A 22,960-nucleotide genomic window follows, 5' to 3' on the forward strand; every position below is an offset into this window, starting at 1 on the left:
GCCGGTTATTCGATTTTATATGTATGCTCTAATGTGCAAATAAAAGCTCAGCAGATGTATGCTCCACTGGCATATACCTGTTGGGCTTAAAAGACGCATTGAATTGATTATTTCCGTTGCAAAAATATCAGCTATAAATTTTATCGTGGTTGACGAAATAGGGGATAAGAAATGCAGCCACTAATCCATCTATAAGCATAATACCGGAAAATAGATAACGGAATTCGTGCTGATTCGTTATATTATTTGATCTTTCTGTTTGAAAGGCACCAAGGATGCCTAATACAATCAAAGCCAGAAAGAAAGCCATGTAAATAAGCTTTCCTCTATTCATTTTTGAAAATAAATAATAACAGATGCCGGCTGCCAGCTCTACCAGCAACGAGCTGAAAATAATGAATGCTACGTTTACTACTTCTGATAAAGAATAGCTGGTTATTTCGCGAAAGACATAGTCGTAAACGACATTGATAGCTACTGCTACAAGGCCTGCCAGCAAGCCACTCAACAGGCTTCTCGACAATAGCGTTTGCCTGAAACTGTAATCCATGACTTAACTATTTTTAGGTGAACAACATCAGTTTTCAGCTACATAAATAATGCCCCTTGTAAACAGTGCCTGCGCAGCAGCAATAGGATAAGTTGTTAAAAGCTAAAAATTGCAGTAAAAGGAGCGTAATTATTCATTTAAATATATACTGCCATTTCAATTAAGTAGCGTATTCCACTTTCTGCCCAATGCTTGCAACTTGTCTAACATCACCTGTTTGCATCTGGTACAACATGAGCTTACCAACTAACAGATTTTGAAGCAGCGATTAGTACCCGTACTTTTGCAGTTTGATAAACAAAGCAAGTCTGTATGAAAAAAGGTGTAATAATTATCGTGGCATTGGCAGTAATAGCAGCCGTAGCGTATTATTTGTTTTTTGACGATAAACCACAAGAAGCGCAGACTACTGCGCAAAAGCAAAAGCCGGTGCCGCTGGCTATCAGCAAAAACCCCGAAGCATTTAATGTTGCTTTTGGCCAAATGATGGATGCATATTATTCACTGAAAAATGATCTGGTAAACTGGGATAGCACCAAAGCGGCTAACACTGCTACAACACTAAAGCAACTTGTACAGGAAGTACCGTATGATACGCTGCAGGCTGATAAAAATATTGTGCTGACGGCAAAGAATTTTTCGGATGAAATTGCTAATCAAAGTGAAGTTTTAAGTAAAGCTAATAACATAGAAGCAGAGCGCCGTGCATTCAATACCATTTCGGAAAATTTATACAGTCTTATCAATACCGTGCGATATGATAGAGAAGTGATTTATCATGATATGTGCCCAATGGCTTTTAACGAAACGGAACAGGCATACTGGTTGAGCCGCGATAGTACCATCAGCAATCCATATATGGGTAACAAACATCCAAAATACAAAAGCGGCATGGTTACATGCGGCGAGGTGCAGGATGCTATCAACTTTGCCAGTAAATGATTTTTTATGGATTTTCAAAAGCTTACTGCTCGCTTTTCACTTGCAGCAGGCTTTTAATTTTATTGGCTTTGTAAGTAAGATCTGCGGTTTCTTTGCCCAATATCGTTACATGCCCCATTTTGCGTCCGGGCTTTGTTTGTGCCTTCCCATACAAATGCACAAATACTGTATCCATCTTTAATACTTCATTTAGTCCTTCATATACTGCATTACCGCTGTAACCCGGTGCACCCAATAAATTAACAATGGAAGAACAAGTGATATTGGCCGTGTTGCCCAACGGATAACCCAGGATAACGCGCCAAAGCATATCGTACTGGCTGCAATAGCTCGCTTCTATGGTGTGGTGACCACTGTTGTGCACGCGTGGTGCCGTTTCGTTTACACATACTTCCCCGTTCTTATCTACAAACAATTCTATAGCAAACAAGCCGGGACTTTGCAGGCTTTTTACTACTTTCAGGGCAATGGCTTCTGTTTTCCATAACACATTTTGCGAAATGCGTGCCGGTGCAATCTGGTAATCCAATAAGTTTAAAACCGGGTCAAACACCATTTCTACCGGCGGATAAATAGCCGTTTCGCCCCGTTCATTGGTAGCAATAATAATGGCAATTTCTTTATCCGTATTTACCATCTTTTCGAGTACGGATGGCGCATCAAAACCTTTGCTGATGTCTTCTTTTGTTTTAATGATTTGCACGCCCTTACCATCATAACCACCTTGTCCTATTTTGTGTACTGCGGGCAAAAAAGACAAATGATTAGTAAGTTCATTTTTATTCTGGGTAATGGTAAACGGGGGCGAGGGAATTTCGTGCTCTTTATAAAATTGTTTCTGTATTATTTTATTGCGAATGGTTTTGATAGCAGATGGTTTTGGAAACATTTTGATGCCTTCTTTTTCCAACTGTTCCAATGCTTCTACATTCACCGCTTCAATCTCGATGGTTAAGGCATCTACCATTTTGCCGAAGTTGTAAACGGTATCAAAATCTTTAATATCGCCTTTTACAAAATGATGGCAAAGATGTGCTGCCGGGCAGTGTTCATCATTTTCCAACACATACGTTTCTACTACATAATTGGCTGCTGCCTGCAGCAACATTCTGCCCAATTGTCCGCCACCAAGAATACCAACTTTCATACAAGTAAAATAAGCTGCGAAGATAAACGGGTGAAGGAATAAATAAAGCAGTGTTTTTATAAATGAATTTTTATCTCGAAGTCACAAAAACACAAACAATAAAGAGAGAAAAGGCAACTTATAAAATGGGCTATTACTTAGTGCGTTTGCACCCTTTTGGCAAAAGTTAACATTAGCTTTTACCATACATTTCCAGCATTTTTCTTAAATCTTCTAATGTATTTATTTCAGAAACCGGCTTGTCTTTGCGCCAGCGTAAAATGCGCGGAAAGCGCAACGCTACACCACTTTTATGCCGGTTACTGGCAGCTATTCCTTCAAATGCAATTTCAAAAACAAGTTCAGGCTTTACGGTACGTACCGGTCCAAATTTTTCGAGAGAATTGCGCTTTACAAAAGCATCTACCGCGTTAAATTCTTTATCTGTTAAACCAGAGTAGGCTTTGGTGAATGGCACCAAATTATCTCCATCCTTTACTGCAAAAGTGTAGTCTGTGTAAATATTACTGCGTCTGCCGGCACCTTTTTGTGCATATATCATTACTGCATCAATGGTAAGTGGTTCTATTTTCCACTTCCACCAGTCACCTACTTTTCTACCTACTTTATATACCGAATATTTGTTCTTCAGCATCAATCCTTCGGCACCCACATCTCTCGAGCTTTCACGGATCTTCGCTAATTCATCCCACGTTGTATATTCAATTACATCCGATAATAATAGGGTTGGATGATTTACGGACTTTACTATTTTTTCCAATGTTGCTCTTCGTTGTCCCAGTTCTTTGTTGCGCCAGTCTTCTCCATTATACTCCAATAAGTCATAAGCAAAAAATGCAATAGGTGCTTCCTGTAGTTGCTTTTTGGTAATATTCTTTCGGCCGATACGCGTTTGCAATAAAGCAAATGGCAATGGTTTACCATCTTTTGCCGGGATGATTTCGCCATCCAAAACCACGCCTTCAGGCAGCTTATCTTTCAATACCTGGTATTCGGGAAATTTTTCCGTCATTAATTCTTCACCACGACTCCAGATAAAGAGTTCGTTGTTGCGCTTAATCATTTGTCCGCGTATGCCATCCCACTTCCATTCTGCCTGCCAGTCTTCCGGTTTGCCCAGCACCGATAAGTCGCCTTCGTGCGCATAAGCGAGATAGAAAGGATAAGGTTTGGAGAAATCAACGGCCGTTGCATGTTCGCTCAGTAATTCATTGAAGGTGGTGGTAGATGGATCCCAGTTTCCACTAATGCGATGTGCAATAACGGAAGCATCCAACTCTATTGTTTTTGCCAGCGCATTCACCATCATTTTTTGCGATACCCCAATGCGAAAAGAGCCGGTGATAAATTTATTAAACACAAAGCGTTCACTCTGCGACATTGTTTGCCACGCATCAATTATAAATTGCTTTTTTACCAGCTCGTCCTGCTTTTCTAATCTTATCAATTCTTCCAAATAATAAGAAAGGCTTACATTTTTATGTTTGGTTTCGTCCAACTCCGGTAACAATAAAGCAATCGTTTCTGCCAGGTCTCCAACCGTATGATAGCATTCTGCAAATAGCCAGGCGGGTATGCCTGCCAGCTCTATACACCAGCTTTGCAGCAGAGAAACGTTTACGGCGCGCCGTGGTCTTCTGCCACTGAAAATAGCAATCACCCACACTTTATCCTTATCTTCTGCAACAGTAAAGTAGTTGGATAAAGCCGCGAGTTTATCTAATGTTTTAGTAGAGGTTCCCAACACCTGTACCAATTGAGCAAAGGCAGCCAGTCCACCGGTGCCGGGCGCAGGGCTTGGAAGCTCATCCGTTGCTGCATCCAACTGGTGTTCTTCCTCAATTAGTTCTTTATAGTCTTCCTCTTTTTTCATGCTTTTGTTTTTATATATACGAATGGAGCGAATTCCACGAATTATAGCACACGGATAAGAAAGGGTATATTAAGTAGAATTAATCAGTCTAATCAATGCTTTAGTCCGTATTATCCGTGTGTTGTTTTCATCTGTGTGCTATAATAATTCATGTAATTCGTCCGATTCCTGTTTTAAATTCGTGTCGTTCCCAATGCCTTCGTCTTCATCATTACCGTATTCTGTTCTTATTTCGGCAGCTTCTATTCCATGTTCGTTTAAGTAGCGGCTCAGTGCACTTTGAAAGCCGTGGGTGGCATATACTTTTTCAGCACCGGTAGCATGGATGGCTGTGAGTAATCCATCCCAGTCGGCATGATCGCTTAAAGCAAAGCCCGCATCTGCATTGCGGCGGCGCACGTTGCCACGTACTTGCATCCAGCCGCTGCAAATACCTACTGCATAGGGTGCAAATTTTTTCATCCAGGGTGTACCATCTGCACTGGGCGGCGCTATTATTATACTGCCTAGTAATTTGCTTTTTGGTATTCCGGGGGTAATGCGTTCTACTTTAGGAAAATTCCACCATGCATTTTCCAATGCCTGCTGCATGTTAGCAACTGCACCATGCGCGTAAATAGTATCGCTTACTTCGCTTACTGGTTGCAAAATGCGTTGTGCTTTACCAAGGCTGTAAGCAATTAAAATACTACTTACATTATTCTTTTTATTTTTCTTAATCCACTCCTGTATGTTAGTATAAATTTCCTGCTGTGGCTTCCATTTATAAATGGGTAAACCAAAGGTGGATTCAGTAATAAATACATTACATTTTACCGGCTCAAAGGGAGTAGTAATGCCATCATTTTCCACTTTATAATCGCCGCTTACAACCCACACTTCACCTTTGCATTCTACCCGTATTTGCGAGGAGCCAATGATATGACCAGCAGGATGCAAAGACACTTTTACTCCGTTCATGTCCACCGTTTTATTCCATTCGATGCCTTCATAGTTGCCATCGCCCAAACGTGCCTGCAGCAAGGGTTTGGTGTAATGATGACATAAATAATAGTTACTTCCGCCACGCGCATGGTCGCTGTGCGCATGGGTGATAATAGCACGTTCTACAGGTCGCCAGGGATCAATATAAAAATTGCCTTGCCGGCAATACAAACCTTTATCTGTAAATTCTATAAGCAAATGAATTGTTTTGGGTATGGTATGCGAATACCTTGCCTGAAATAAGACAGTATTTGCTGTGCTGTTTATTAATACAAACAAGATGTCCACAACTTATTCTTTTTATCTAAAAGCAATAATTTATCGCCCTATTTTTGCTAAATACTTTAGCCAGCTAAATCAACTGTATATGATAGCCATTGTGGACTGCAATAGCTTTTATTGCTCCTGCGAGCGCGTTTTTCGTCCCGACTTGTACGATGCGCCTGTTGTGGTACTTAGCAATAATGATGGTTGCGTGGTATCGCGCACCGATGAGGCGGTACAAATGGGAGTAACAATGGCAGTACCTTACTATCAGGTAAAACAGTTGGTAGAAAATAATGGTATGTATGTATTTTCTTCCAACTACAATTTGTATGGCGATATGAGCTGGCGCGTAATGGAAATCCTGCGCACCTTAGCAGGCAAAGACAATGTAGAAGTATATTCGGTCGATGAAGCCTTTGTAAACCTGGGCGATGTAAAAGATGTTCATGCTATTTGCCAATCGTTCAGGCAAACGATAGAACAGTGGAGCGGCATTAAGGTGAGTGTAGGTGCAGCTCCTACAAAAGTGTTAGCCAAAGTGGCAAACCGCATTGCCAAAAAAAATAAAGTTGAAACGGACTGCATTAAAGTTTTAAATACCAAAGAAGAAATAGCCGTAGCCTTGCAACAAACGTTTGTAAAAGATGTTTGGGGCATTGGCCGCCAGTATGCTTTGAAAATAGTTGATTGGGGCATTTACACCGCATACGATTTGCAGCTAATGAATGAGGATTGGGCACGCAGGCATTTAGGCGGCGTGGTGGGGGTGCGGTTATTGAAAGAATTAAAAGGCGAACCTGCAATTGACATGCAAGAGCCATTAACCAATAAAAAAAATATTGCCACCACGCGTATGTTTGGTGCGCCCGTATCGGGATTGAAAGAAATAAAAGAAGCGATAGCTACCTACACTGCTATAGCTGCTGCAAAGTTGCGCAGGCAATACAGTGCTGCCTGTATGATTAGTGTTTTTGCAGTCATTAAGGTACCACGTAATGCAACGGCAGACCAATACCACCACGGTACTACGGTGAGCGACTATTCTACGTTGCCGTATGCTACCAGCAATACCAACGAACTGATAAAAGCAGCCATGATGCTGGCACAAAAAATATATAGGCCCGATGTATTGTACAGCAAAGCCGGCGTGATGCTTGGTAGTTTGGTACCCGATAAATCTATACAATCCAACCTGTTTGAGCAAGCAGATAAAAGTAATCAGCGTATGCTAATGAATGCCATAGATAACATTAACGCCGCTATGCGCGATGAGGTGGTAAAATTTGCTGCGGCAGGCATTACCAAAAACTGGAAAATGCGCCAGGAAATGCGCAGTCCGCGTTTTACTACACGCTGGGAAGAATTGTGTGAAGTAAAGTAAATAGCGTATGTATTTACATTATAACAATGCAGCAATAGCATTAAAATAATAATCTCCGCAAAAGCATTCAACTTTTGCGGAGATTATTTAAAACTATACAGATACCTTAATAATTTGCTACGATAGTATTAGCGCTATCCAGATGCATTTGCAATTTTGGTAGTGTGGAATCTGCAAAGTTTTTCAAATCGGTATTGTTACCACCATTTTCTTCATTTTGATACAATTGAACAGCAGCCTGGTGGTCGGTTACCTGTTGGTGAATGTACATCGAGTCAAACGCTCTGCCACTCATTAATGCCAATGATGCTGCCAGTTGCTGGTGCATAGCATCGGCACTGTCTGGTACGGTAAGATTGTATTTACCTGCTATAGCTGCAAGGCTTGTCTGTGCTGCCGAATGATCAGTAATCATCATTTGCGCAAAGTGCAGAATAGCGGAGTCCGTTGATTTGGTGAGCGCCAGATTTGCTGCATCTATTTCAGCAGCGTTACTCATGCCGGCACTCAATACAAATGCCGAGTCGGTGGCATTTACCATTCCATTCATGTTGTCAGTGTCATCGTTGTTGTCGCAGGCACAGAAGCTCGCTACCGCCAGCAGCCCGGTGAGGGCCATCAGTGTTACTTTCATAGGTTGAGTTTTTATTTAAAAAATTGCGTTGTGGAATTACGCAATAACATGCCACATTTTAATTTTTTCTACAAACAATCATCAGTCAGAGTGCTGCTTCCGGCATAATAGTTTACACTCGCCTCAAACAGAGGCAATTAGCAATGTGGTAATTTAATCAAAAAAGTGAAATTTTTTTATTAGTCCACTTTTTTTGTAGAGAATTACTACTTTTACAGTCCAAACCATATTTCTCAACATTAATAAATAAATTACAATTATGAGTTTACGTTTAGGCGACACCGCTCCCAATTTCAAGGCAGAAACCTCTAGTGGTGATATAGATTTTTATGAATTTCTTGGTGATAGCTGGGGTGTATTGTTTTCGCATCCCGGAGATTTTACACCGGTTTGCACTACCGAATTAGGCCGGATGGCTTCATTAAATGAAGAGTTTGAAAAACGCAATGTAAAAATATTGGCCGTAAGTGTAGATTCTGTGGAGCAACATACGGGCTGGATTAAGGACATCAACGAAACGCAAAATTGCACGGTTGAGTTTCCTATTATTGCTGATGAAGACCATCATGTTGCCGAATTGTACGGCATGATCCATCCAAATGCATCGGAGACGCATACCGTTCGTTCCTTATTTGTAATTAGCCCCGATAAAAAAATAAAGCTCACCATCACTTACCCTGCTTCTACAGGCAGAAACTTTATAGAAGTATTACGGGTGATTGATTCGCTGCAGCTTACTGCCAACCACAGCGTAGCTACACCTGCCGATTGGAAGCACGGCGAAGACGTTATTATTACAGGTGCTGTAAAAACAGAAGATGCGCACCAAAGGTTTCCAAAGGGCGTAAAAATTGTAAAACCTTATTTAAGATATACACCTCAGCCAAACGTTGACTAAGTTGTTTTTATAAAAACCTTGTGTTTAAAGTGCAAGGTTTTTTAAGAACAATTTAGTCCACCTCTTTGGTAGGATATTTGAAAAAGGAAGTATAAGATTATTTCTATGGAGCATTTGAATACATTAGAAGAGTTTGCAACGGAGCATAGTATAGAAGATACACTTGCTTATTTTTCGAGCCTGTTTCCGGGTGCGGTAAAATTTTCCAGTTCGCTGGGGCAGGAAGACCAGGTAATCACCGATATGATCTGGCGTAATAAAATAGATGTAGAAATCTTTACACTGGATACCGGTCGTTTATTTCCCGAAACGTACGATTTGATAGAGCGTACAGGTTATCGGTATAATAAAGAAATCAAAGTTTATTTTCCGCAGGCTGAAATGGTGCAGCAATTGGTGCAGCAAAATGGCATTAATGGCTTTTATCATTCAGTTGAGAATCGTATATCCTGCTGTGCGGTGCGCAAGATAGAACCGCTCAACCGTGCTTTACAGGGTGCCAAGGTGTGGGTAACCGGCATTCGCAGCGAGCAAAGCGAAAACCGCAGCCACATGCCGCTGGTAGAGTGGAACAAAGAGCGCCAGTTGTACAAATTTAATCCATTGCTCCACTGGACATACGATGAAGTGCTGAATTATATCAAAGAATACCACGTGCCTTACAACAAGCTGCACGATAAAGGTTTCATTAGTATTGGTTGTGCACCTTGCACCCGTGCCATTGAGCCCGGTGAAGATCCACGCGCCGGCAGATGGTGGTGGGAAGCCTCTAAGAAAGAGTGCGGGTTGCACGTTTCCACTATTGCTAAATAATGCACGTAATTTGTTTACGATACATAAAAACTATCGGTAAAATCTGATGGTTTCTTATGTGTATAGTAGGTAATAGTAATTTTTTACAGGAAAACACCGCAAGGTGTTTTCCTTTTTATTAGGACGTGCTTTACTACTTTGAATCGTCCCTTGCGCCTTGTACCGCCACAGGTGGTGATCGCACACTGCAGTTATTGAATATCTATTGAACAGTTATGCAAGTACGTGATTTTTAAACCGGAGATGTATTGAAATTTTGGCATAAAGGAACACTAAAAAATTGTCATTGCGAGCGCAGTGCAGCAATCTGTGGATAGCTGTAAATCAAAATGGATGGCTCACTTTGAGCTTTGCAATAAATTGTTATTGATAGCTCATTTTGATTTTACCATCACCCACCGACTGCTTTGCTTGTACTCGCAATGACGAAATGCTTAATATCAGCCTCATTAGAAAATATCAGGCAATATCCCGATCAAAAAGAATCATTTTGCCATCTTTTCCATCATCAGGTATTGATCGCGATGCTGCTCCGTTGCTGCTGCGGTATTGGCATCTATATGCATTACTGTAGCGGGTTGGTTTTTCTCCACCGGTTGCCAGTTGGGAACGCCTAAACCATTGGGATTGCCAGTTGTAATAAAGTTTACAAAGAATGCCTGCATAATCTGCGATACTTCAAAATCTTCCGGTTGCCAGTCGTACACGCGATTAGTGGATAAATTACCCAGCGCATATTCAATCTCTGCCGAGTGAACTGCGCCGGTAGCTGGTGGCGGAGGCGGTGTTTTAGCAGCCGGGCTATCTTTAATAACACCGCCAGCTAAGCCGGCTGTGGCATTGCCCATTTCAGCACGCATTTGCGGGCGTGGGCGCGCATACATGTACCGGTACACCGGTTGGCTGCTTGTTTGTGCCTGCACATCGCTCCAGCGCCAGGTGCTAAAGCCAATAAAGCGATCACTCGCCAATTTGGTGGCTACTGTCTTTACATCTGCATCGGTATTTGCTGTATAGACTGATAATACATCCTGTGCTTTATCGCTATACAATTTTTGTACAGCTTTGGTATAATTTTCAATAGTGGGTTCATCTTTGCCTAATACGACCTGATAAGGCATCTCCTGTGAATTCCAGCCCACTAATAAAGGTACTTTTGCCTGTTCCCCCGCTTTATAAATAGCAATCGGTTGCTTAGGGAAAAAATAACCATCCACCACTACCGGAAAACGTGCGTAGCCGGGCTTGGAAGTAGCTTTCAGCAATTGTTCGGCAGACATAGCACGTAATTCTGCCAATGATTTGGCGTTTACGCTATCGGCAAACTGAACCCCAAACTTTTCACCATCTGCCAGCGAAACAGCAGGATTCAGCCCCAGTAAAGAGCCACTTTCGCCAATAGCGCCATTGATGATATTTCTGGAAAGGGGGGAAGCCATTTGCGCACTTACAGAATAAGAACCGGCAGATTCGCCGGCAATCGTAATTTTTTTAGGATCGCCACCAAAAGCTGCAATATTTTGCTGCACCCATTGTAAGGCCGCACTTTGATCGAGCAAGCCTTCGTTGCCCGAAGCATGATGCGGAGATTCTTTTGTTAATTCGGGGTGGGCAAAAAAGCCAAATACGCCAAGGCGATAATTGACTGTAACTGCTACAATACCCCTGCGTGCCATACTTTCGCCATCATAGCGTGGCTCCGAACCATCGCCCGCCACAAAACCGCCGCCGTAGAAATACACCATTACCGGCAGATGATCGTTGCCGGTTTTCGACGGCGTCCATACATTCAGGTACAGGCAGTCTTCACTCATGCCATCGGAGCGGAAATTCATATCGCCAAAGAGGGGCAACTGCATGGCACGCGGACCAAAATGGTCTGCTTTGCGCACGCCAGTCCAGTTTTGCGCGGGCTGCGGTTCGCGCCAGCGCAAATTACCAACGGGTGGTGCGGCATATGGCACTCCTTTAAACTCGCGGATGCCCGATACATTAACGCCTTCGAGCATGCCATTGGCAACCTTTACACGTGGTGGTGCCATATCATTGTTTAGTTGTGCAAACAGCATAGTACAAAACAGAACAGCAGGTGATAATAAGAGAAACGTTTTTTTCATGCAAACAATTCATTAGGTGTGATCAAAATAACGACATTACAATACTACTAAAAACAGTAAAGCATAATGGTGGTAGTTTAAAATAATTGGTATTTTCTTTTCTATTCCGGGCAAAAGCAAAAAGAGTAATGTAAGGATGTTTATAAATCAGGTGGTATTGCTATAAGATTGTTGCTGGTGCGCGTTTTCATCACAGGTAGTTGTAAAGAATTAATGATTTAATTTGGTGTTCTCAAGCTATGTTTGTAATTGGCAGTAAAGCATCTAAAGGTTATTTTAAATCAATACTCCTTTTTAAACCTGCGCCAGCCTTGTGTAAGCATCGCGCAACATGATATAAAAATGAAGTGACTTCCATTATTTCTTTACAAGCTCTTTTATACCTATCAATTCCATTCCACCAAAAAATATAATAACTGCTAAAATATGAACTGCACAGAAGAAGAGCTATAATCTTTAATTTTATCCCATTTACAGCATATGAAAATAGTATCGAAATATCTTGCACTTGTATTCTTTTGCGTCTTATTGCATATTGGTTGTTCACAAAAAACAGCTCCTCAGAAAATCAACAGCACACCCTTTGTAAAAGGAGCCGATATAAGCTGGTTGCCGCAAATGGAAGCTACTGGCTATAAGTTTTACAACGATAATGGTGTACAGGAAGATTGTTTTAAGATTTTGAAGGATCATGGCATCAATACCATTCGTTTACGCACCTGGGTTAATCCTTCAGATAATCCCGCCAGCGGTCATTGCAGCAAAGAGGAGACAGTGGCAATGGCAGTGCGTGCACAAAAATGGGGCATGCGCGTAATGATTGATTTTCACTACAGCGATAGCTGGGCAGATCCTGGTAAGCAAAATAAACCTGCTGCCTGGGAAGGTCATCCTTTTCCACAATTACTTACAGATGTGTATGATTATACCAAAGCGGTCATGCAGGCACTTAAAAATGCAGGCATAGCACCCGAATGGGTACAAGTAGGCAACGAAACTGCAAGCGGCATGATTTATCCCGAAGGCAGCACGCAACATTGGGATAGTCTGGCACAATTAATCAATCAGGGGTATGCGGCTGTAAAAACAGTTAGCCCGGCCACGAAAGTGATTTTGCATGTTGACCAGGGAAATAATAACCAGCGGTTCCGTACCTGGTTTGACAGTGCTACAGTAAACGGTGCAAAGTTTGATGTGATTGGCTTGTCATACTATCCCTACTGGCTCGAAGGTAAACCCGATTACACGTTGTCTATTGATGACTTGGGCAATAATTTAAAAGATATGGCGACACGATATAATAAAGAAGTAATGGTTGTGGAAGTAGGTGGGGAGGATTTTAAAGTACAAAACACTTACGATATGTTGGTAGCTGTAATGCAAAAAGTAAAAGCCGTGCCCAATGGTAAAGGTTTAGGAGTCATCTACTGGGAGCCTGAAGGTGCGAGAAGCTGGAGCCATTATGGACTGAGTGCCTGGGGCGATAACGGCAGGCCTACAAAAGCCTTAGATGCCTTTCTGGTGGAATAATTCATCCTATAACAAAAATTTAGCTCACTTTTAGTATTCGGAAGATGATGTGCACTTCGCGCTGTATTGCAGGTAACAGCTAAATCCATGCTTTGATATGCTGTTAAAATCGGGATAACAATAGCACATTGACTATTAAATTAAATTGCACAAAAAGGAGCGTATCTATAGCTTTTCGCAATATGAAATTGCTTGTTTTTTATTGCATTTACATCCAGTAATTATTCTTTTACCTTAAAGCTTGTCATACTTCCTTTGCTTGTTTTATTATAAACAGGCGCTTTTATTTTACCCTCTTATTTGAACCTCTTTTGCCAAACTCCCTAACGTTCTTATAAGCTCTTATCTCCCAATTAGGTTGGTCTGTGCAGTGTTAGCGGAACAGGGCGCCCTACGATTGTGGTGAGAGTAAGTTTTTTATACCGCGGAGATATGAAGGCGCGAAGCTATGGTTGTTTGATGGCGCAAGACAGTCTAATCCTTCCGGAAGGACGGACAGCAAGTACTTAAATGTTTCTTCTTTCTTTATACACCTTTGCGCCTTCATATCTCCGCGGTATAAAAACAAAAAATCCCGATGCTTTTAAACACCGGGATTTCTATTTTATTTACTCAAAAATGCTTACGCATGTTCATGCACTTCATTTCTGAAGACTACTTTATCGTCAAATACATCTACGAGCACAGGCTGACTTTTATCTATTGTACCGCTGAGTATTTTTTTGCTTAATCCATTAATAATTTCTTTCTGGATTAAACGCTTCAAGGGTCTTGCCCCCAACTGCGGATCATAGCCGTTCCGTGCCAAATAATCCAGGGCATAATCGCTGAACTGAAGGTCTATGCCATTCATAGCCACTGTCTTTTTCAACTGGTCTAATTGTATGCGGATGATACCTTTTATTTCCTTGCGCGACAATGGGCGGAACATAATCACTTCATCAATACGGTTGAAGAACTCAGGACGTATGGTTTGTCGCAGCATATCAATCACAGCATCTTTGGTACGCTCTACTACATCCTCCATATTCTTTTCATCTATATCTTCAAAGGCATCCTGAATTACCTGGCTGCCCACATTGCTGGTCATAACGATGATGGTGTTTTTAAAGTTTACCACGCGACCTTTATTGTCGGTAAGGCGACCATCATCCAGCACCTGCAGCAATACGTTGAACACATCCGGATGTGCTTTTTCTATCTCATCCAACAGTACTACACTGTATGGTTTGCGGCGCACCGCTTCCGTTAATTGTCCACCTTCATCATAACCTACATAGCCCGGAGGCGCACCCACTAAGCGCGACACAGAATGCTTTTCCTGATACTCGCTCATGTCTATGCGGGTAAGCATATTTTCATCATCAAACAAATACTCGGCAAGTGCTTTTGCCAACTCTGTTTTACCCACACCGGTGGTGCCTAAGAAGATGAAAGAACCAATTGGTTTTTTGGGATCATGCAAACCGGCACGGCTACGGCGGATAGCATCGGCAACAGCTTCTATTGCTTCATCCTGACCTACTACACGCTTGTGCAATTCATCTTCTAAATTCAACAGTTTTTCTCTTTCGCTTTGCAGCATTTTGCTTACCGGTATACCAGTAGCTTTTGCAATAGCTTCCGCAATGTCTTCCGCATCTACTTCTTCTTTTAATAATCTTCTTTCGCTAATAGCATCCAGTTCTTTGGAGTTGTCAGCAATAATCTTTTCCTGCTCTTTTATTTTACCGTAGCGTATTTCTGCTACTTTGCCAAAGTCGCCCTCACGTTCTGCACGTTCTGCTTCCTGCTTCAACTCTTCAATTGTTGCCTTAGCGGTTTGAATTTTTTCAACCACTTCTTTTTCTTCACTCCATTTAGCCTTCAGCGTGTCCCGCTGCACACTTAAGAGCGAAATTTCCTGCGCTAAATCTTTCAGCTTTTCTTCATCATTCTCCCGCTTGATGGCTTCGCGCTCAATTTCCAACTGGCGAATCTGGCGTTCCAGCTTATCCAGTTCTTCGGGTTGGGAGTTCATTTCCAAACGAAGCTTGGCGGCGCTTTCATCTATTAAGTCAATGGCTTTGTCGGGTAAGAAACGGTCAGTGATATATCGGTTGGATAATTCCACTGCTGCAATAATTGCTTCATCTTTGATGCGCACGTGATGGTGCGTTTCGTAACGGTCTTTAATGCCACGCAGGATAGAAATAGCATCTTCTACATTCGGTTCATCAATCATTACTTTTTGGAAACGACGTTCCAAGGCCTTATCTTTTTCAAAGTATTTTTGATACTCGTTTAAGGTGGTTGCACCAATGGCCCTCAGCTCACCACGTGCCAATGCAGGTTTCAAAATATTTGCTGCGTCCATGGCACCTTCGCCACCGCCAGCGCCTACGAGCGTGTGTATCTCATCTATAAAAAGCAGGATTTCGCCTTCGCTCTCACTTACCTCTTTCACTACGCCTTTTAGCCTTTCCTCAAACTCCCCTTTATATTTTGCACCGGCAATCAACTGACCCATATCCAGCGCATAAATAATCTTACTCTTCAGATTTTCGGGCACATCGCCATTTACAATACGCATTGCCAAACCTTCGGCAATAGCTGTTTTACCTACACCCGGCTCACCTACCAAAATGGGGTTGTTTTTGCTGCGGCGCGAAAGAATATGCAAGGTTCTACGGATTTCTTCATCGCGGCCGATAACGGGGTCCAGCTTACCGTTGATAGCCATGTCATTGAGGTTGCGGGCATACTTCTGTAATGCATTGTATTGCGTAGAAGAAGTTTGTGAATTAACGGTTGAACCTTTACGTAAATCCTTGATGGCAGCTACTAAACCCTTTTCGGTAAGTCCGGCATCTTTCAATAATTTAGATACATTATCGTTGCCATGCAGTACCGCCAGCAGCAAATGCTCAACACTTACAAACTCATCGCCAAATTGTTTGAGGGTAGAAGGAGCATACAGCAGCGCATTATTCAAATCGCGGCTGATGCTTTGCGCCGGCTGTCCGCCTTCGGTTCTGGGCAGGCGGCTGATAATATCGTCCAGCTTGTTGTCAACGTACTGTACATTGACGTTGTTTTTCTTTAATAAATATTCTACAGGACTATCCTTATCATCCAGTAAAGCTTTGAGCAGGTGAGCGGTTTCAATATTGGTATTGCCGCTATTGAAAGCTACCTGCTGTGCCGCCTGGATGCTTTCCTGTGCTTTGATGGTATAATTATTTAAATTCATATCGTGTTTTCAATCTTTTTAGCTGTGATTAGTATAGCTTATCAATCAAACATCAAACCAGCATAAAGTATGTAGAAATTATGTCATTTTTTACATGTTTATACTGACTGTAATGCAGTGCTGCAAAGGCTTTTATGCTATTTTTTCAGTTCAAAAAAAATTCTTCCACAGAAACTATTCCAAGAGGTATTTAGTTTGGTAAAACGGAAGGTTAAAGCTATGAGGTTTGGAGTAAGAGGATGAGTAAATAATTATTTTGATGACGCTATAAGATGCTACTTGACTCCACCATTCCGAGTTACCACCAATTAAAAGAATAAATCATTGGCGAATGAGCAACAGTTTTATCGGAATGACGAATGCGGGTAGCATCTGTAAAATTGAATGGATATTGTACTCATCGGTTTTATCGGTCAGTCATTAGTTTTATCCTTACTTAATACACTTTCCGTTCTAGTCCGTGTTGAAGCATCCGTGTCATTCCTGTCTGCCGACAGGCAGGGTTGTGCTATTATTCAATTCGTTAATCATTACGACAAACCATCGGCACGCCGTATCTTCGCGCGCATTATGCTGGAGCAACTAACCAATGCGCAATTAATAGAGATTGCAAATGAATTTGGTACACCGGTTTATGTGTACCATGCCGAAAAAATAGAACAACAATTAGCAGAACTGCAACAAGCTTTTGCCGGCTGTAAGGCAAAGTTTTTTTATGCCTGCAAGGCACTTACCAATATCAATATATTAAAGCTGGTAAATCAGTTGGGGGCTAATCTTGACTGTGTAAGTATTAATGAAGTAAAGCTGGGATTGAAAGCCGGCTTTGATGCAAAACGTATTTTATTTACCCCTAACTGTGTTGATTTTGCAGAGATTGATGAAGCAAAAGGGCTTGGTGTAAATTTGAACATAGATAATATTTCTATTCTGGAACAGTTTGGTAACCGCTATGGCAATAGCTATCCGGTATGTATTCGCCTTAACCCCCATATTATGGCAGGCGGCAATTACAAGATTTCTACCGGGCATATTGATAGCAAGTTTGGGATTTCCATACACCAGTTGCGCCATATTGAGCGCATTATTAAAAGTGCCAACCTGCATGTGAATGGCTTGCACATGCACACCGGCAGTGAAATAAAAGATATTGAAGTGTTTTTGCGCGGATTGGAAGTGATGTTTGACATTGCTACCCATTTTCCACAAATAGAGTTTATTGATTTGGGCAGTGGTTTTAAAGTGCCGTATCAACAAGATGATGTAGCAACCGACGTGCGTGCTTTGGGCGAAAAAGTTGCCGAAGCATTTAAAGTATATGAACAGGAGACTGGCAGGAAATTGGAAGTATGGTTTGAGCCTGGAAAATACTTAGTGAGTGAAGCCGGTTATTTTGTGGTAAAGGCCAACGTAATAAAGCAAACAACCGCCACTGTTTTTGTAGGTGTAAATTCCGGTTTTAACCACCTCATACGCCCGATGTTTTATGATGCTTTTCATCGCATTGAAAACATCAGCAATCCGCAGGGTCCGGAGCGTATTTATACCGTAGTAGGTAATATTTGCGAGACGGATACATTTGCGTGGGACAGGAAAATAAATGAGGTACGCGAAGGCGATTATCTTGTTTTTTACAATGCCGGCGCTTATGGATTTGAAATGAGCAGCAACTTCAACTCGAGGTTAAAGCCTGCCGAAGTATTGGTGAAAGATGGTAAAACGCACCTGATACGGAAACGCGATGCCTTTGAAGACCTGCTAAAAAACCAGGTGGAAGTTGCATTTTAGTTTTGATGGGTGTTTTCGTGGCATTTACGCAATTACCTTATTCAACTAACAATAATCATCATGATTGATGTAAAACATGTACGGAAAAGCTTTGGCGAAAAAGTAGTGTTGCAGGACATCAGTTCAACTATGCAAACGGGCAAGTGCAACCTCATTATTGGTACGAGTGGCAGTGGTAAAACGGTGCTCATGAAAATAATGATTGGATTGATTCAGCCTGATGCCGGTGAAATATGCTATGATGGAAAAGACATTGTAACGATGGATGCGGAAGATCGTAAGCAATTGCGCCAGCAGGTAGGCATGTTGTTTCAGGGATCTGCATTATTTGATTCGCAAACGGTGGAAGAGAATGTAATGTTTCCGTTGCAGATGTTTACCAACATGAGCTATAAAGAGCGCAAAAAGCGGGTGAATGAAGTGTTGGAAAAAGTAAATCTGAAAGATGCCAATAAAAAATATCCTGCCGAGATAAGTGGTGGTATGATGAAGCGTGTTGGCATTGCGAGAGCCATTGTAATGAACCCTAAGTATTTGTTTTGCGATGAACCCAACTCCGGTCTCGACCCGCAAACTTCGGGGTTGATAGATGAGTTAGTGCACGATATTACGGTAGAAAACAACATCACTACGGTTATCAATACACACGACATGAACAGCGTAATGGATATTGGCGACCACATCTTATTTATGACCGAAGGACTGAGGCAATGGGAGGGTACAAAGGACGACATTATCTTCAGCAAAAACAAACGCTTAAATGATTTCATCTTTGCATCCGACTTTTTGCAGGATGCAAAGGCTAAACGCATGGAAGAAGTGGAGGAGAAGAAGTAGATTTGTTCTATTTGGTAGCAACCTGTTTTATATAATTTCAGAGAGCAGCGGGCATTCTGCAAGCTGCTCTTTTCTTTTTCTCACCACTGTAAATAAATACATACTTACCGGCATATTTCCTTATTTAAGAGATTTATAAATGCTGCTTTCGCACTGTTTCCTATTTTTGCGCCGCACATAAACGATTTTATAGCATGAATTTCAACCTGCTACAGATACCAGAACGCACCCGGCAACCCCGTGTTAACGGCATTACCATGGTAATGGATAAAGGGTTAAGTATTAATGATGTAAAGAATTGGCTAAGCATTGCTCACCCGTATGTGGACGTTGTAAAACTGGGCTTTGGAACATCGTTCGTTACGCCCAACCTGCGCGAGAAAATTGAAGTATATCAATCGTACAACATTCCTGTTTATTTTGGCGGTACGCTGTTCGAAGCTTTCCTCATTCGCAATCAATTGGATGATTATATAGCTATTTGCAAAGACTATGGCATTACGTATATGGAGGTAAGTGATGGCTCTATTACTATCCCTCATGCCGAGAAATGTGGCTATATAGAAAAGCTTACAAAACACGCAACTGTATTAAGTGAGGTGGGCAGCAAAGATGCAACACATATTATTCCGCCGTATAAATGGATTCAACTGATGAAGGCAGAACTGGAAGCCGGTTCTTCGTATGTGATAGCCGAAGCGCGCGAAGGTGGTAACGTAGGCATTTACCGCGGCAGCGGCGAAGTACGCGAAGGCCTCGTAAATGAAATCCTTACACAAATACCCGGCGAGAAAATATTGTGGGAAGCACCGCAAAAAGAGCAGCAATTATATTTCCTTGAATTATTAGGTTGCAATGTAAACCTGGGCAATATTGCTCCCAACGAAGTCATTCCGCTGGAGACGATGCGCATCGGGTTGCGTGGCGATACGTTCCATTTATACCTTGATGAATTAACCAAGCAAAGAATGTAATTCCATGCGCACATTTGGTATCATTGGCTTTCCGTTGTCGCACTCATTTTCGCAGCGCTATTTTACTCAAAAGTTTGAGCAGGAAGGTGTAGTAGATGCCGTGTTTAAAAACTACGCCATAAAAGATATAGATGAACTGGAAAATGTGCTGGCAACAGAGCCGGACTTGCAAGGTTTAGCTGTAACAATTCCTTATAAAAAAGCAGTACTACCTTTCTTAAACACGACAACCGAAGCAGTGCAGCAAACGGGCGCCTGTAATTGCATCCGCATAAAAGATAAAGCGCTGATTGGTTATAACACCGATGTAATAGGTTTTGAAGAATCTTTTAAAATACATTTACAACCACATCATACAAAAGCATTGGTATTAGGTAGTGGCGGTGCAGCGGCGGCAGTAGAATATGTGCTTCAAAAAATGAATATTGAGTACTTTATTGTTTCGCGCAGGGCTTTACCCGAAAAAAATATTATTGATTACAAGGCTGTAGATGAAGCTTTATTACATCAATACAACATTATTATTAATTGCACACCGCTCGGCACTTATCCCGAAGTAAATGAAGCACCTGCATTACCTTATCAGTTGCTTACGCCACAACACTATTTATTTGATCTTGTTTATAATCCGCCGCTCACTAAGTTTTTAGCACTTGGGCAGGCGCAAGGTGCTATTATACAAAACGGTTATGATATGCTTACTATACAGGCAGAACATAACTGGCGCATTTGGAATGAATAATTGAAGCAGGTTGTAGCTGCTATTACCTGTACATTATTTTTCTTGTTAAGGAAATAATGTACAGGTTTTTTGTTTTATTTAGTCCCATTTTCTCCTTTGCTTGGTTTGGTATTTGTAAAGCGATGTATATACATTCATTGTTATAAAAACCTAATCTATGCAAAGCGAAACACAGAAAAATGAGTAATCAGCAGGGTACATAGGATGCGGCAAAAGATGCGGCTGCAAAGAAAGCTAACACTTCGGACTCCATCCCGAATACCAGCTTTGTTTAAGGGCAATAAATGATGCTTGTTGCAAGGCCTGGCAAGCGGTCGCCCGCACAAGAGGCATATATCATTGCTGTTGTTCAACTCAACTATTACAATTTAAAGCCATAAGCAAAACGCAGCGCCAGTTGCTGCGCATAGCCATTATAATCCGTAAAGTTTTCGTATTTAAGACTTACATCAAAGCCATCGCCAAAGGCAAGCCCAAACGATGGTGAATACACAAACGAAGTGCCTGCCCCTTTTTTAGTACCAAAGCCTGCCCCAACTTCGCCGGCTACATATACATTTTTTACCGGAAAATATTTCAAACCCACTTTCAACGGAACGATACCAAAACCTTCGTTGTATTTATTGGCTTTAAAGAATTGATAATAGCCCGTAGTTAAAATACCCGAAACGCCACCACCAAAACTTTGTTGCAATCTAAAATCAGCGCCCAAGGTTGTTCTCGCAGGGTTTTTTAAAGTAGAGCCTGCATCTACAGCTACACCCATGCGCAAAGGTCCGTTTTGTGCTTTGGCGCTCATTGCTGTTATCACGCAAATTAAAATCATTACTGCAAGCTGCATCCATTGTTTTTTCTTCATCATCATCTTATATTAATTTTAAAACGGCAAGGTCTAAAAAACTATACCAAAATAAGTAGTTGCAGATTAATTTAGCAGTACATGAATGTTATTACCACACTTGCTCAACTGCAGAAAATTACGTATGCCTTTCATCCGCTTCCTGCCGATGTATGGGAAGCTTTTGCGGAAGGCTGGCAACCTTTTTCCGCCAAAAGAAAAACCCTTATTACAGCAGCCGGTGATACCGAAAAGTACCTCTATTTTGTTGCAGAAGGTGTACAGCGTGCATTTTATTTAACCGAAGAAAAAGAAGCTACTTTGGTGTTTAGCTATCCTTATTCTTTTTCTGGCGTAATGGATTCTTTTTTGTTACAAACGCCTTCTAAATATTACTTAGAAACATTAACCCAAAGCTATTTTTTAAGAACTACTTATGCGCATATCAATACTTTAATGCTTCAATACCATGCGTTTGAAACCTTTATCCGCAAGGCATTAAGTGTAACAATTGCCGGCGTACTGGAAAGGCAAATAGAACTGCAATGTTTTTCGGCAGAGCAAAAGTTTAAAACGCTCCTCAAGCGCAGCCCGCATGTATTACAGCTTATTCCACACAAATACTTAGCTTCTTATCTGGGATTGGATGCCACTACGTTCAGTAAATTATTAGGCAGTGTACGGCTGTAAAAATCTTGGTGCAGGCCAAGATTTATGTTTTGGGTGAATGGGAGCTTTGCAACATAAACAAACCACTATGCCTACATTCAACAGCAATCTACTCATTACCGATTTGCAACAGCAAACAGAAAGTTTTTTAAACGAAGCAGTACAACAATGGCAAATGCTGCCGCCCGCCACCATGCTGCACAAAGAAAGCCCCGAAAAATGGAGTGCCACGCAATGCCTGATGCACCTTAACAGCTATGGACTTTATTACTTACCGGCAATCGCTAAAACTATTGATGAAGCCAAAAGCAAACAAGTGTTGCATACAAAAGACTTTAAAAGTAGCTGGATAGGTAATTATTTTACCGAACTGATGTTGCCAAAAGATGCTGCAGGAACTGTAAGAAAAATGAAAGCGCCAAAGAATCATACGCCGCTGGCAAATGACAACAGTGATGTAGCTATTGCCACTTTTATAGATCAGCAGGAAATGCTATTGCAGTTGCTGGAGAAAGCAAGGGGAATTGACTTAAGAAAAGCTACAACACCCGTTTCCATTAGCAAATTTATCAGGCTGCCGGTGGGCGATACATTTAGGTTTTTGATAGCGCACAACTACCGCCATGTGTTACAGGCAAAACGGGCTATAGCGCATGCAAAACTGCAAGCCTCAGGCTACAAGCTGCAAGTATAAGTTGTGTGCTAAGGGATTTATAGAATGGATACTGCTAACTGTAGTAAACG

General features: G+C 41.6%; 19 protein-coding genes. 11 read left to right on the plus strand and 8 right to left on the minus strand.

What is annotated here, in order from left to right:
• Positions 1-127 precede the first annotated feature (127 nt).
• Positions 128-550, minus strand: a complete 423-nt coding sequence (locus tag FC093_RS06870) for a hypothetical protein (protein ID WP_137261016.1) — start codon at positions 548-550, stop codon at positions 128-130.
• 312 nt (positions 551-862) lie between these two features.
• Here FC093_RS06870 and FC093_RS06875 point away from each other — a divergent pair, with 312 nt between their 5' ends.
• Positions 863-1,492, plus strand: a complete 630-nt coding sequence (locus FC093_RS06875) for a DUF3347 domain-containing protein (protein WP_137261017.1) — start codon at positions 863-865, stop codon at positions 1,490-1,492.
• A 22-nt stretch (positions 1,493-1,514) separates the two neighbouring features.
• Here the strand turns inward: FC093_RS06875 and FC093_RS06880 are convergent, their stop codons facing one another.
• The 3 genes from FC093_RS06880 to FC093_RS06890 form a co-directional block, all read right to left on the minus strand.
• Positions 1,515-2,639 carry a 5-(carboxyamino)imidazole ribonucleotide synthase gene (locus FC093_RS06880; protein WP_137261018.1) on the minus strand — a complete coding sequence of 375 codons (1,125 nt, stop codon included), beginning with the start codon at positions 2,637-2,639 and terminating at the stop codon, positions 1,515-1,517.
• Between the two features lie 172 nt (positions 2,640-2,811).
• Positions 2,812-4,512, minus strand: a complete 1,701-nt coding sequence (locus FC093_RS06885; protein ID WP_240743226.1) for an ATP-dependent DNA ligase — start codon at positions 4,510-4,512, stop codon at positions 2,812-2,814.
• Between the two features lie 138 nt (positions 4,513-4,650).
• Positions 4,651-5,784 carry a ligase-associated DNA damage response exonuclease gene (locus tag FC093_RS06890; RefSeq protein ID WP_240743227.1) on the minus strand — a complete coding sequence of 378 codons (1,134 nt, stop codon included), beginning with the start codon at positions 5,782-5,784 and terminating at the stop codon, positions 4,651-4,653.
• Here FC093_RS06890 and FC093_RS06895 point away from each other — a divergent pair.
• Positions 5,777-7,144 carry a Y-family DNA polymerase gene (locus FC093_RS06895; protein WP_137261019.1) on the plus strand — a complete coding sequence of 456 codons (1,368 nt, stop codon included), beginning with the start codon at positions 5,777-5,779 and terminating at the stop codon, positions 7,142-7,144. The genes FC093_RS06890 and FC093_RS06895 overlap by 8 nt on opposite strands.
• A gap of 106 nt (positions 7,145-7,250) precedes the next feature.
• Here the strand turns inward: FC093_RS06895 and FC093_RS06900 are convergent, their stop codons facing one another.
• Entirely contained in the window at positions 7,251-7,778 is a 528-nt protein-coding gene (locus tag FC093_RS06900) for a DUF4142 domain-containing protein (RefSeq protein ID WP_137261020.1), read from the minus strand.
• 259 nt (positions 7,779-8,037) lie between these two features.
• On the opposite strand from FC093_RS06900, the gene FC093_RS06905 reads away from it, so the two are divergent.
• Both FC093_RS06905 and FC093_RS06910 read left to right on the plus strand, forming a co-directional pair.
• On the plus strand, positions 8,038-8,676 hold the full coding sequence (locus FC093_RS06905) for a peroxiredoxin (RefSeq protein WP_137261021.1): 639 nt from the start codon (positions 8,038-8,040) through the stop codon (positions 8,674-8,676).
• Between the two features lie 105 nt (positions 8,677-8,781).
• A complete protein-coding gene (locus tag FC093_RS06910) occupies positions 8,782-9,489 on the plus strand; it encodes a phosphoadenylyl-sulfate reductase (RefSeq protein WP_137261022.1) in 708 nt (235 codons plus the stop codon).
• A 485-nt stretch (positions 9,490-9,974) separates the two neighbouring features.
• Here FC093_RS06910 and FC093_RS06915 read toward each other — a convergent pair whose 3' ends face one another.
• Complete coding sequence (locus FC093_RS06915; RefSeq protein WP_137261023.1) at positions 9,975-11,606, minus strand: carboxylesterase/lipase family protein; 1,632 nt, start codon at positions 11,604-11,606, stop codon at positions 9,975-9,977.
• A 480-nt stretch (positions 11,607-12,086) separates the two neighbouring features.
• Here FC093_RS06915 and FC093_RS06920 point away from each other — a divergent pair, with 480 nt between their 5' ends.
• A complete protein-coding gene (locus FC093_RS06920) occupies positions 12,087-13,136 on the plus strand; it encodes a glycoside hydrolase family 53 protein (protein WP_137261024.1) in 1,050 nt (349 codons plus the stop codon).
• A gap of 622 nt (positions 13,137-13,758) precedes the next feature.
• Here the strand turns inward: FC093_RS06920 and clpB are convergent.
• Positions 13,759-16,368 carry an ATP-dependent chaperone ClpB gene (clpB, locus tag FC093_RS06925; protein WP_137261025.1) on the minus strand — a complete coding sequence of 870 codons (2,610 nt, stop codon included), beginning with the start codon at positions 16,366-16,368 and terminating at the stop codon, positions 13,759-13,761.
• Positions 16,369-16,752: 384 nt separating this feature from the next.
• On the opposite strand from clpB, the gene lysA reads away from it, so the two are divergent.
• From lysA to FC093_RS06945, 4 genes are all read left to right on the plus strand, one after another.
• A complete protein-coding gene (lysA, locus tag FC093_RS06930; protein WP_240743228.1) occupies positions 16,753-18,156 on the plus strand; it encodes a diaminopimelate decarboxylase in 1,404 nt (467 codons plus the stop codon).
• Positions 18,157-18,216: 60 nt separating this feature from the next.
• Positions 18,217-18,993 (plus strand): ABC transporter ATP-binding protein, encoded by a 777-nt coding sequence (locus tag FC093_RS06935; protein WP_137261026.1) that lies wholly within the window; start codon positions 18,217-18,219, stop codon positions 18,991-18,993.
• 194 nt (positions 18,994-19,187) lie between these two features.
• On the plus strand, positions 19,188-19,967 hold the full coding sequence (locus tag FC093_RS06940) for a phosphosulfolactate synthase (protein ID WP_137261027.1): 780 nt from the start codon (positions 19,188-19,190) through the stop codon (positions 19,965-19,967).
• A gap of 4 nt (positions 19,968-19,971) precedes the next feature.
• Positions 19,972-20,709 (plus strand): shikimate dehydrogenase family protein, encoded by a 738-nt coding sequence (locus tag FC093_RS06945; protein WP_137261028.1) that lies wholly within the window; start codon positions 19,972-19,974, stop codon positions 20,707-20,709.
• Positions 20,710-21,070: 361 nt separating this feature from the next.
• Here the strand turns inward: FC093_RS06945 and FC093_RS06950 are convergent, their stop codons facing one another.
• A complete protein-coding gene (locus tag FC093_RS06950; RefSeq protein WP_137261029.1) occupies positions 21,071-21,574 on the minus strand; it encodes a hypothetical protein in 504 nt (167 codons plus the stop codon).
• A 75-nt stretch (positions 21,575-21,649) separates the two neighbouring features.
• Here FC093_RS06950 and FC093_RS06955 point away from each other — a divergent pair, with 75 nt between their 5' ends.
• Positions 21,650-22,237, plus strand: coding sequence for a Crp/Fnr family transcriptional regulator (locus FC093_RS06955; RefSeq protein WP_137261030.1), 588 nt, complete (start codon positions 21,650-21,652; stop codon positions 22,235-22,237).
• A gap of 67 nt (positions 22,238-22,304) precedes the next feature.
• Complete coding sequence (locus FC093_RS06960; protein ID WP_170971013.1) at positions 22,305-22,910, plus strand: DinB family protein; 606 nt, start codon at positions 22,305-22,307, stop codon at positions 22,908-22,910.
• Positions 22,911-22,960: the final 50 nt, after the last annotated feature.

This window comes from Ilyomonas limi (genome assembly GCF_005233845.1).
In the GTDB taxonomy this organism is placed as follows: domain Bacteria; phylum Bacteroidota; class Bacteroidia; order Chitinophagales; family Chitinophagaceae; genus Ilyomonas; species Ilyomonas limi.

What these genes read in the sequence shown, in the direction of transcription:
- FC093_RS06870 (WP_137261016.1), bottom strand. Translation starts at nt 550, where the DNA reads ATGGATTACAGTTTCAGGCAAACGCTATTGTCGAGAAGCCTGTTGAGT.
- FC093_RS06875 (WP_137261017.1), top strand. Translation starts at nt 863, where the DNA reads ATGAAAAAAGGTGTAATAATTATCGTGGCATTGGCAGTAATAGCAGCC.
- FC093_RS06880 (WP_137261018.1), bottom strand. Translation starts at nt 2,639, where the DNA reads ATGAAAGTTGGTATTCTTGGTGGCGGACAATTGGGCAGAATGTTGCTG.
- FC093_RS06885 (WP_240743226.1), bottom strand. Translation starts at nt 4,512, where the DNA reads ATGAAAAAAGAGGAAGACTATAAAGAACTAATTGAGGAAGAACACCAG.
- FC093_RS06895 (WP_137261019.1), top strand. Translation starts at nt 5,777, where the DNA reads ATGTCCACAACTTATTCTTTTTATCTAAAAGCAATAATTTATCGCCCT.
- FC093_RS06900 (WP_137261020.1), bottom strand. Translation starts at nt 7,778, where the DNA reads ATGAAAGTAACACTGATGGCCCTCACCGGGCTGCTGGCGGTAGCGAGC.
- FC093_RS06905 (WP_137261021.1), top strand. Translation starts at nt 8,038, where the DNA reads ATGAGTTTACGTTTAGGCGACACCGCTCCCAATTTCAAGGCAGAAACC.
- FC093_RS06910 (WP_137261022.1), top strand. Translation starts at nt 8,782, where the DNA reads ATGGAGCATTTGAATACATTAGAAGAGTTTGCAACGGAGCATAGTATA.
- FC093_RS06915 (WP_137261023.1), bottom strand. Translation starts at nt 11,606, where the DNA reads ATGAAAAAAACGTTTCTCTTATTATCACCTGCTGTTCTGTTTTGTACT.
- FC093_RS06920 (WP_137261024.1), top strand. Translation starts at nt 12,087, where the DNA reads ATGAAAATAGTATCGAAATATCTTGCACTTGTATTCTTTTGCGTCTTA.
- clpB (WP_137261025.1), bottom strand. Translation starts at nt 16,368, where the DNA reads ATGAATTTAAATAATTATACCATCAAAGCACAGGAAAGCATCCAGGCG.
- lysA (WP_240743228.1), top strand. Translation starts at nt 16,753, where the DNA reads ATGGATATTGTACTCATCGGTTTTATCGGTCAGTCATTAGTTTTATCC.
- FC093_RS06935 (WP_137261026.1), top strand. Translation starts at nt 18,217, where the DNA reads ATGATTGATGTAAAACATGTACGGAAAAGCTTTGGCGAAAAAGTAGTG.
- FC093_RS06940 (WP_137261027.1), top strand. Translation starts at nt 19,188, where the DNA reads ATGAATTTCAACCTGCTACAGATACCAGAACGCACCCGGCAACCCCGT.
- FC093_RS06945 (WP_137261028.1), top strand. Translation starts at nt 19,972, where the DNA reads ATGCGCACATTTGGTATCATTGGCTTTCCGTTGTCGCACTCATTTTCG.
- FC093_RS06950 (WP_137261029.1), bottom strand. Translation starts at nt 21,574, where the DNA reads ATGATGATGAAGAAAAAACAATGGATGCAGCTTGCAGTAATGATTTTA.
- FC093_RS06955 (WP_137261030.1), top strand. Translation starts at nt 21,650, where the DNA reads ATGAATGTTATTACCACACTTGCTCAACTGCAGAAAATTACGTATGCC.
- FC093_RS06960 (WP_170971013.1), top strand. Translation starts at nt 22,305, where the DNA reads ATGCCTACATTCAACAGCAATCTACTCATTACCGATTTGCAACAGCAA.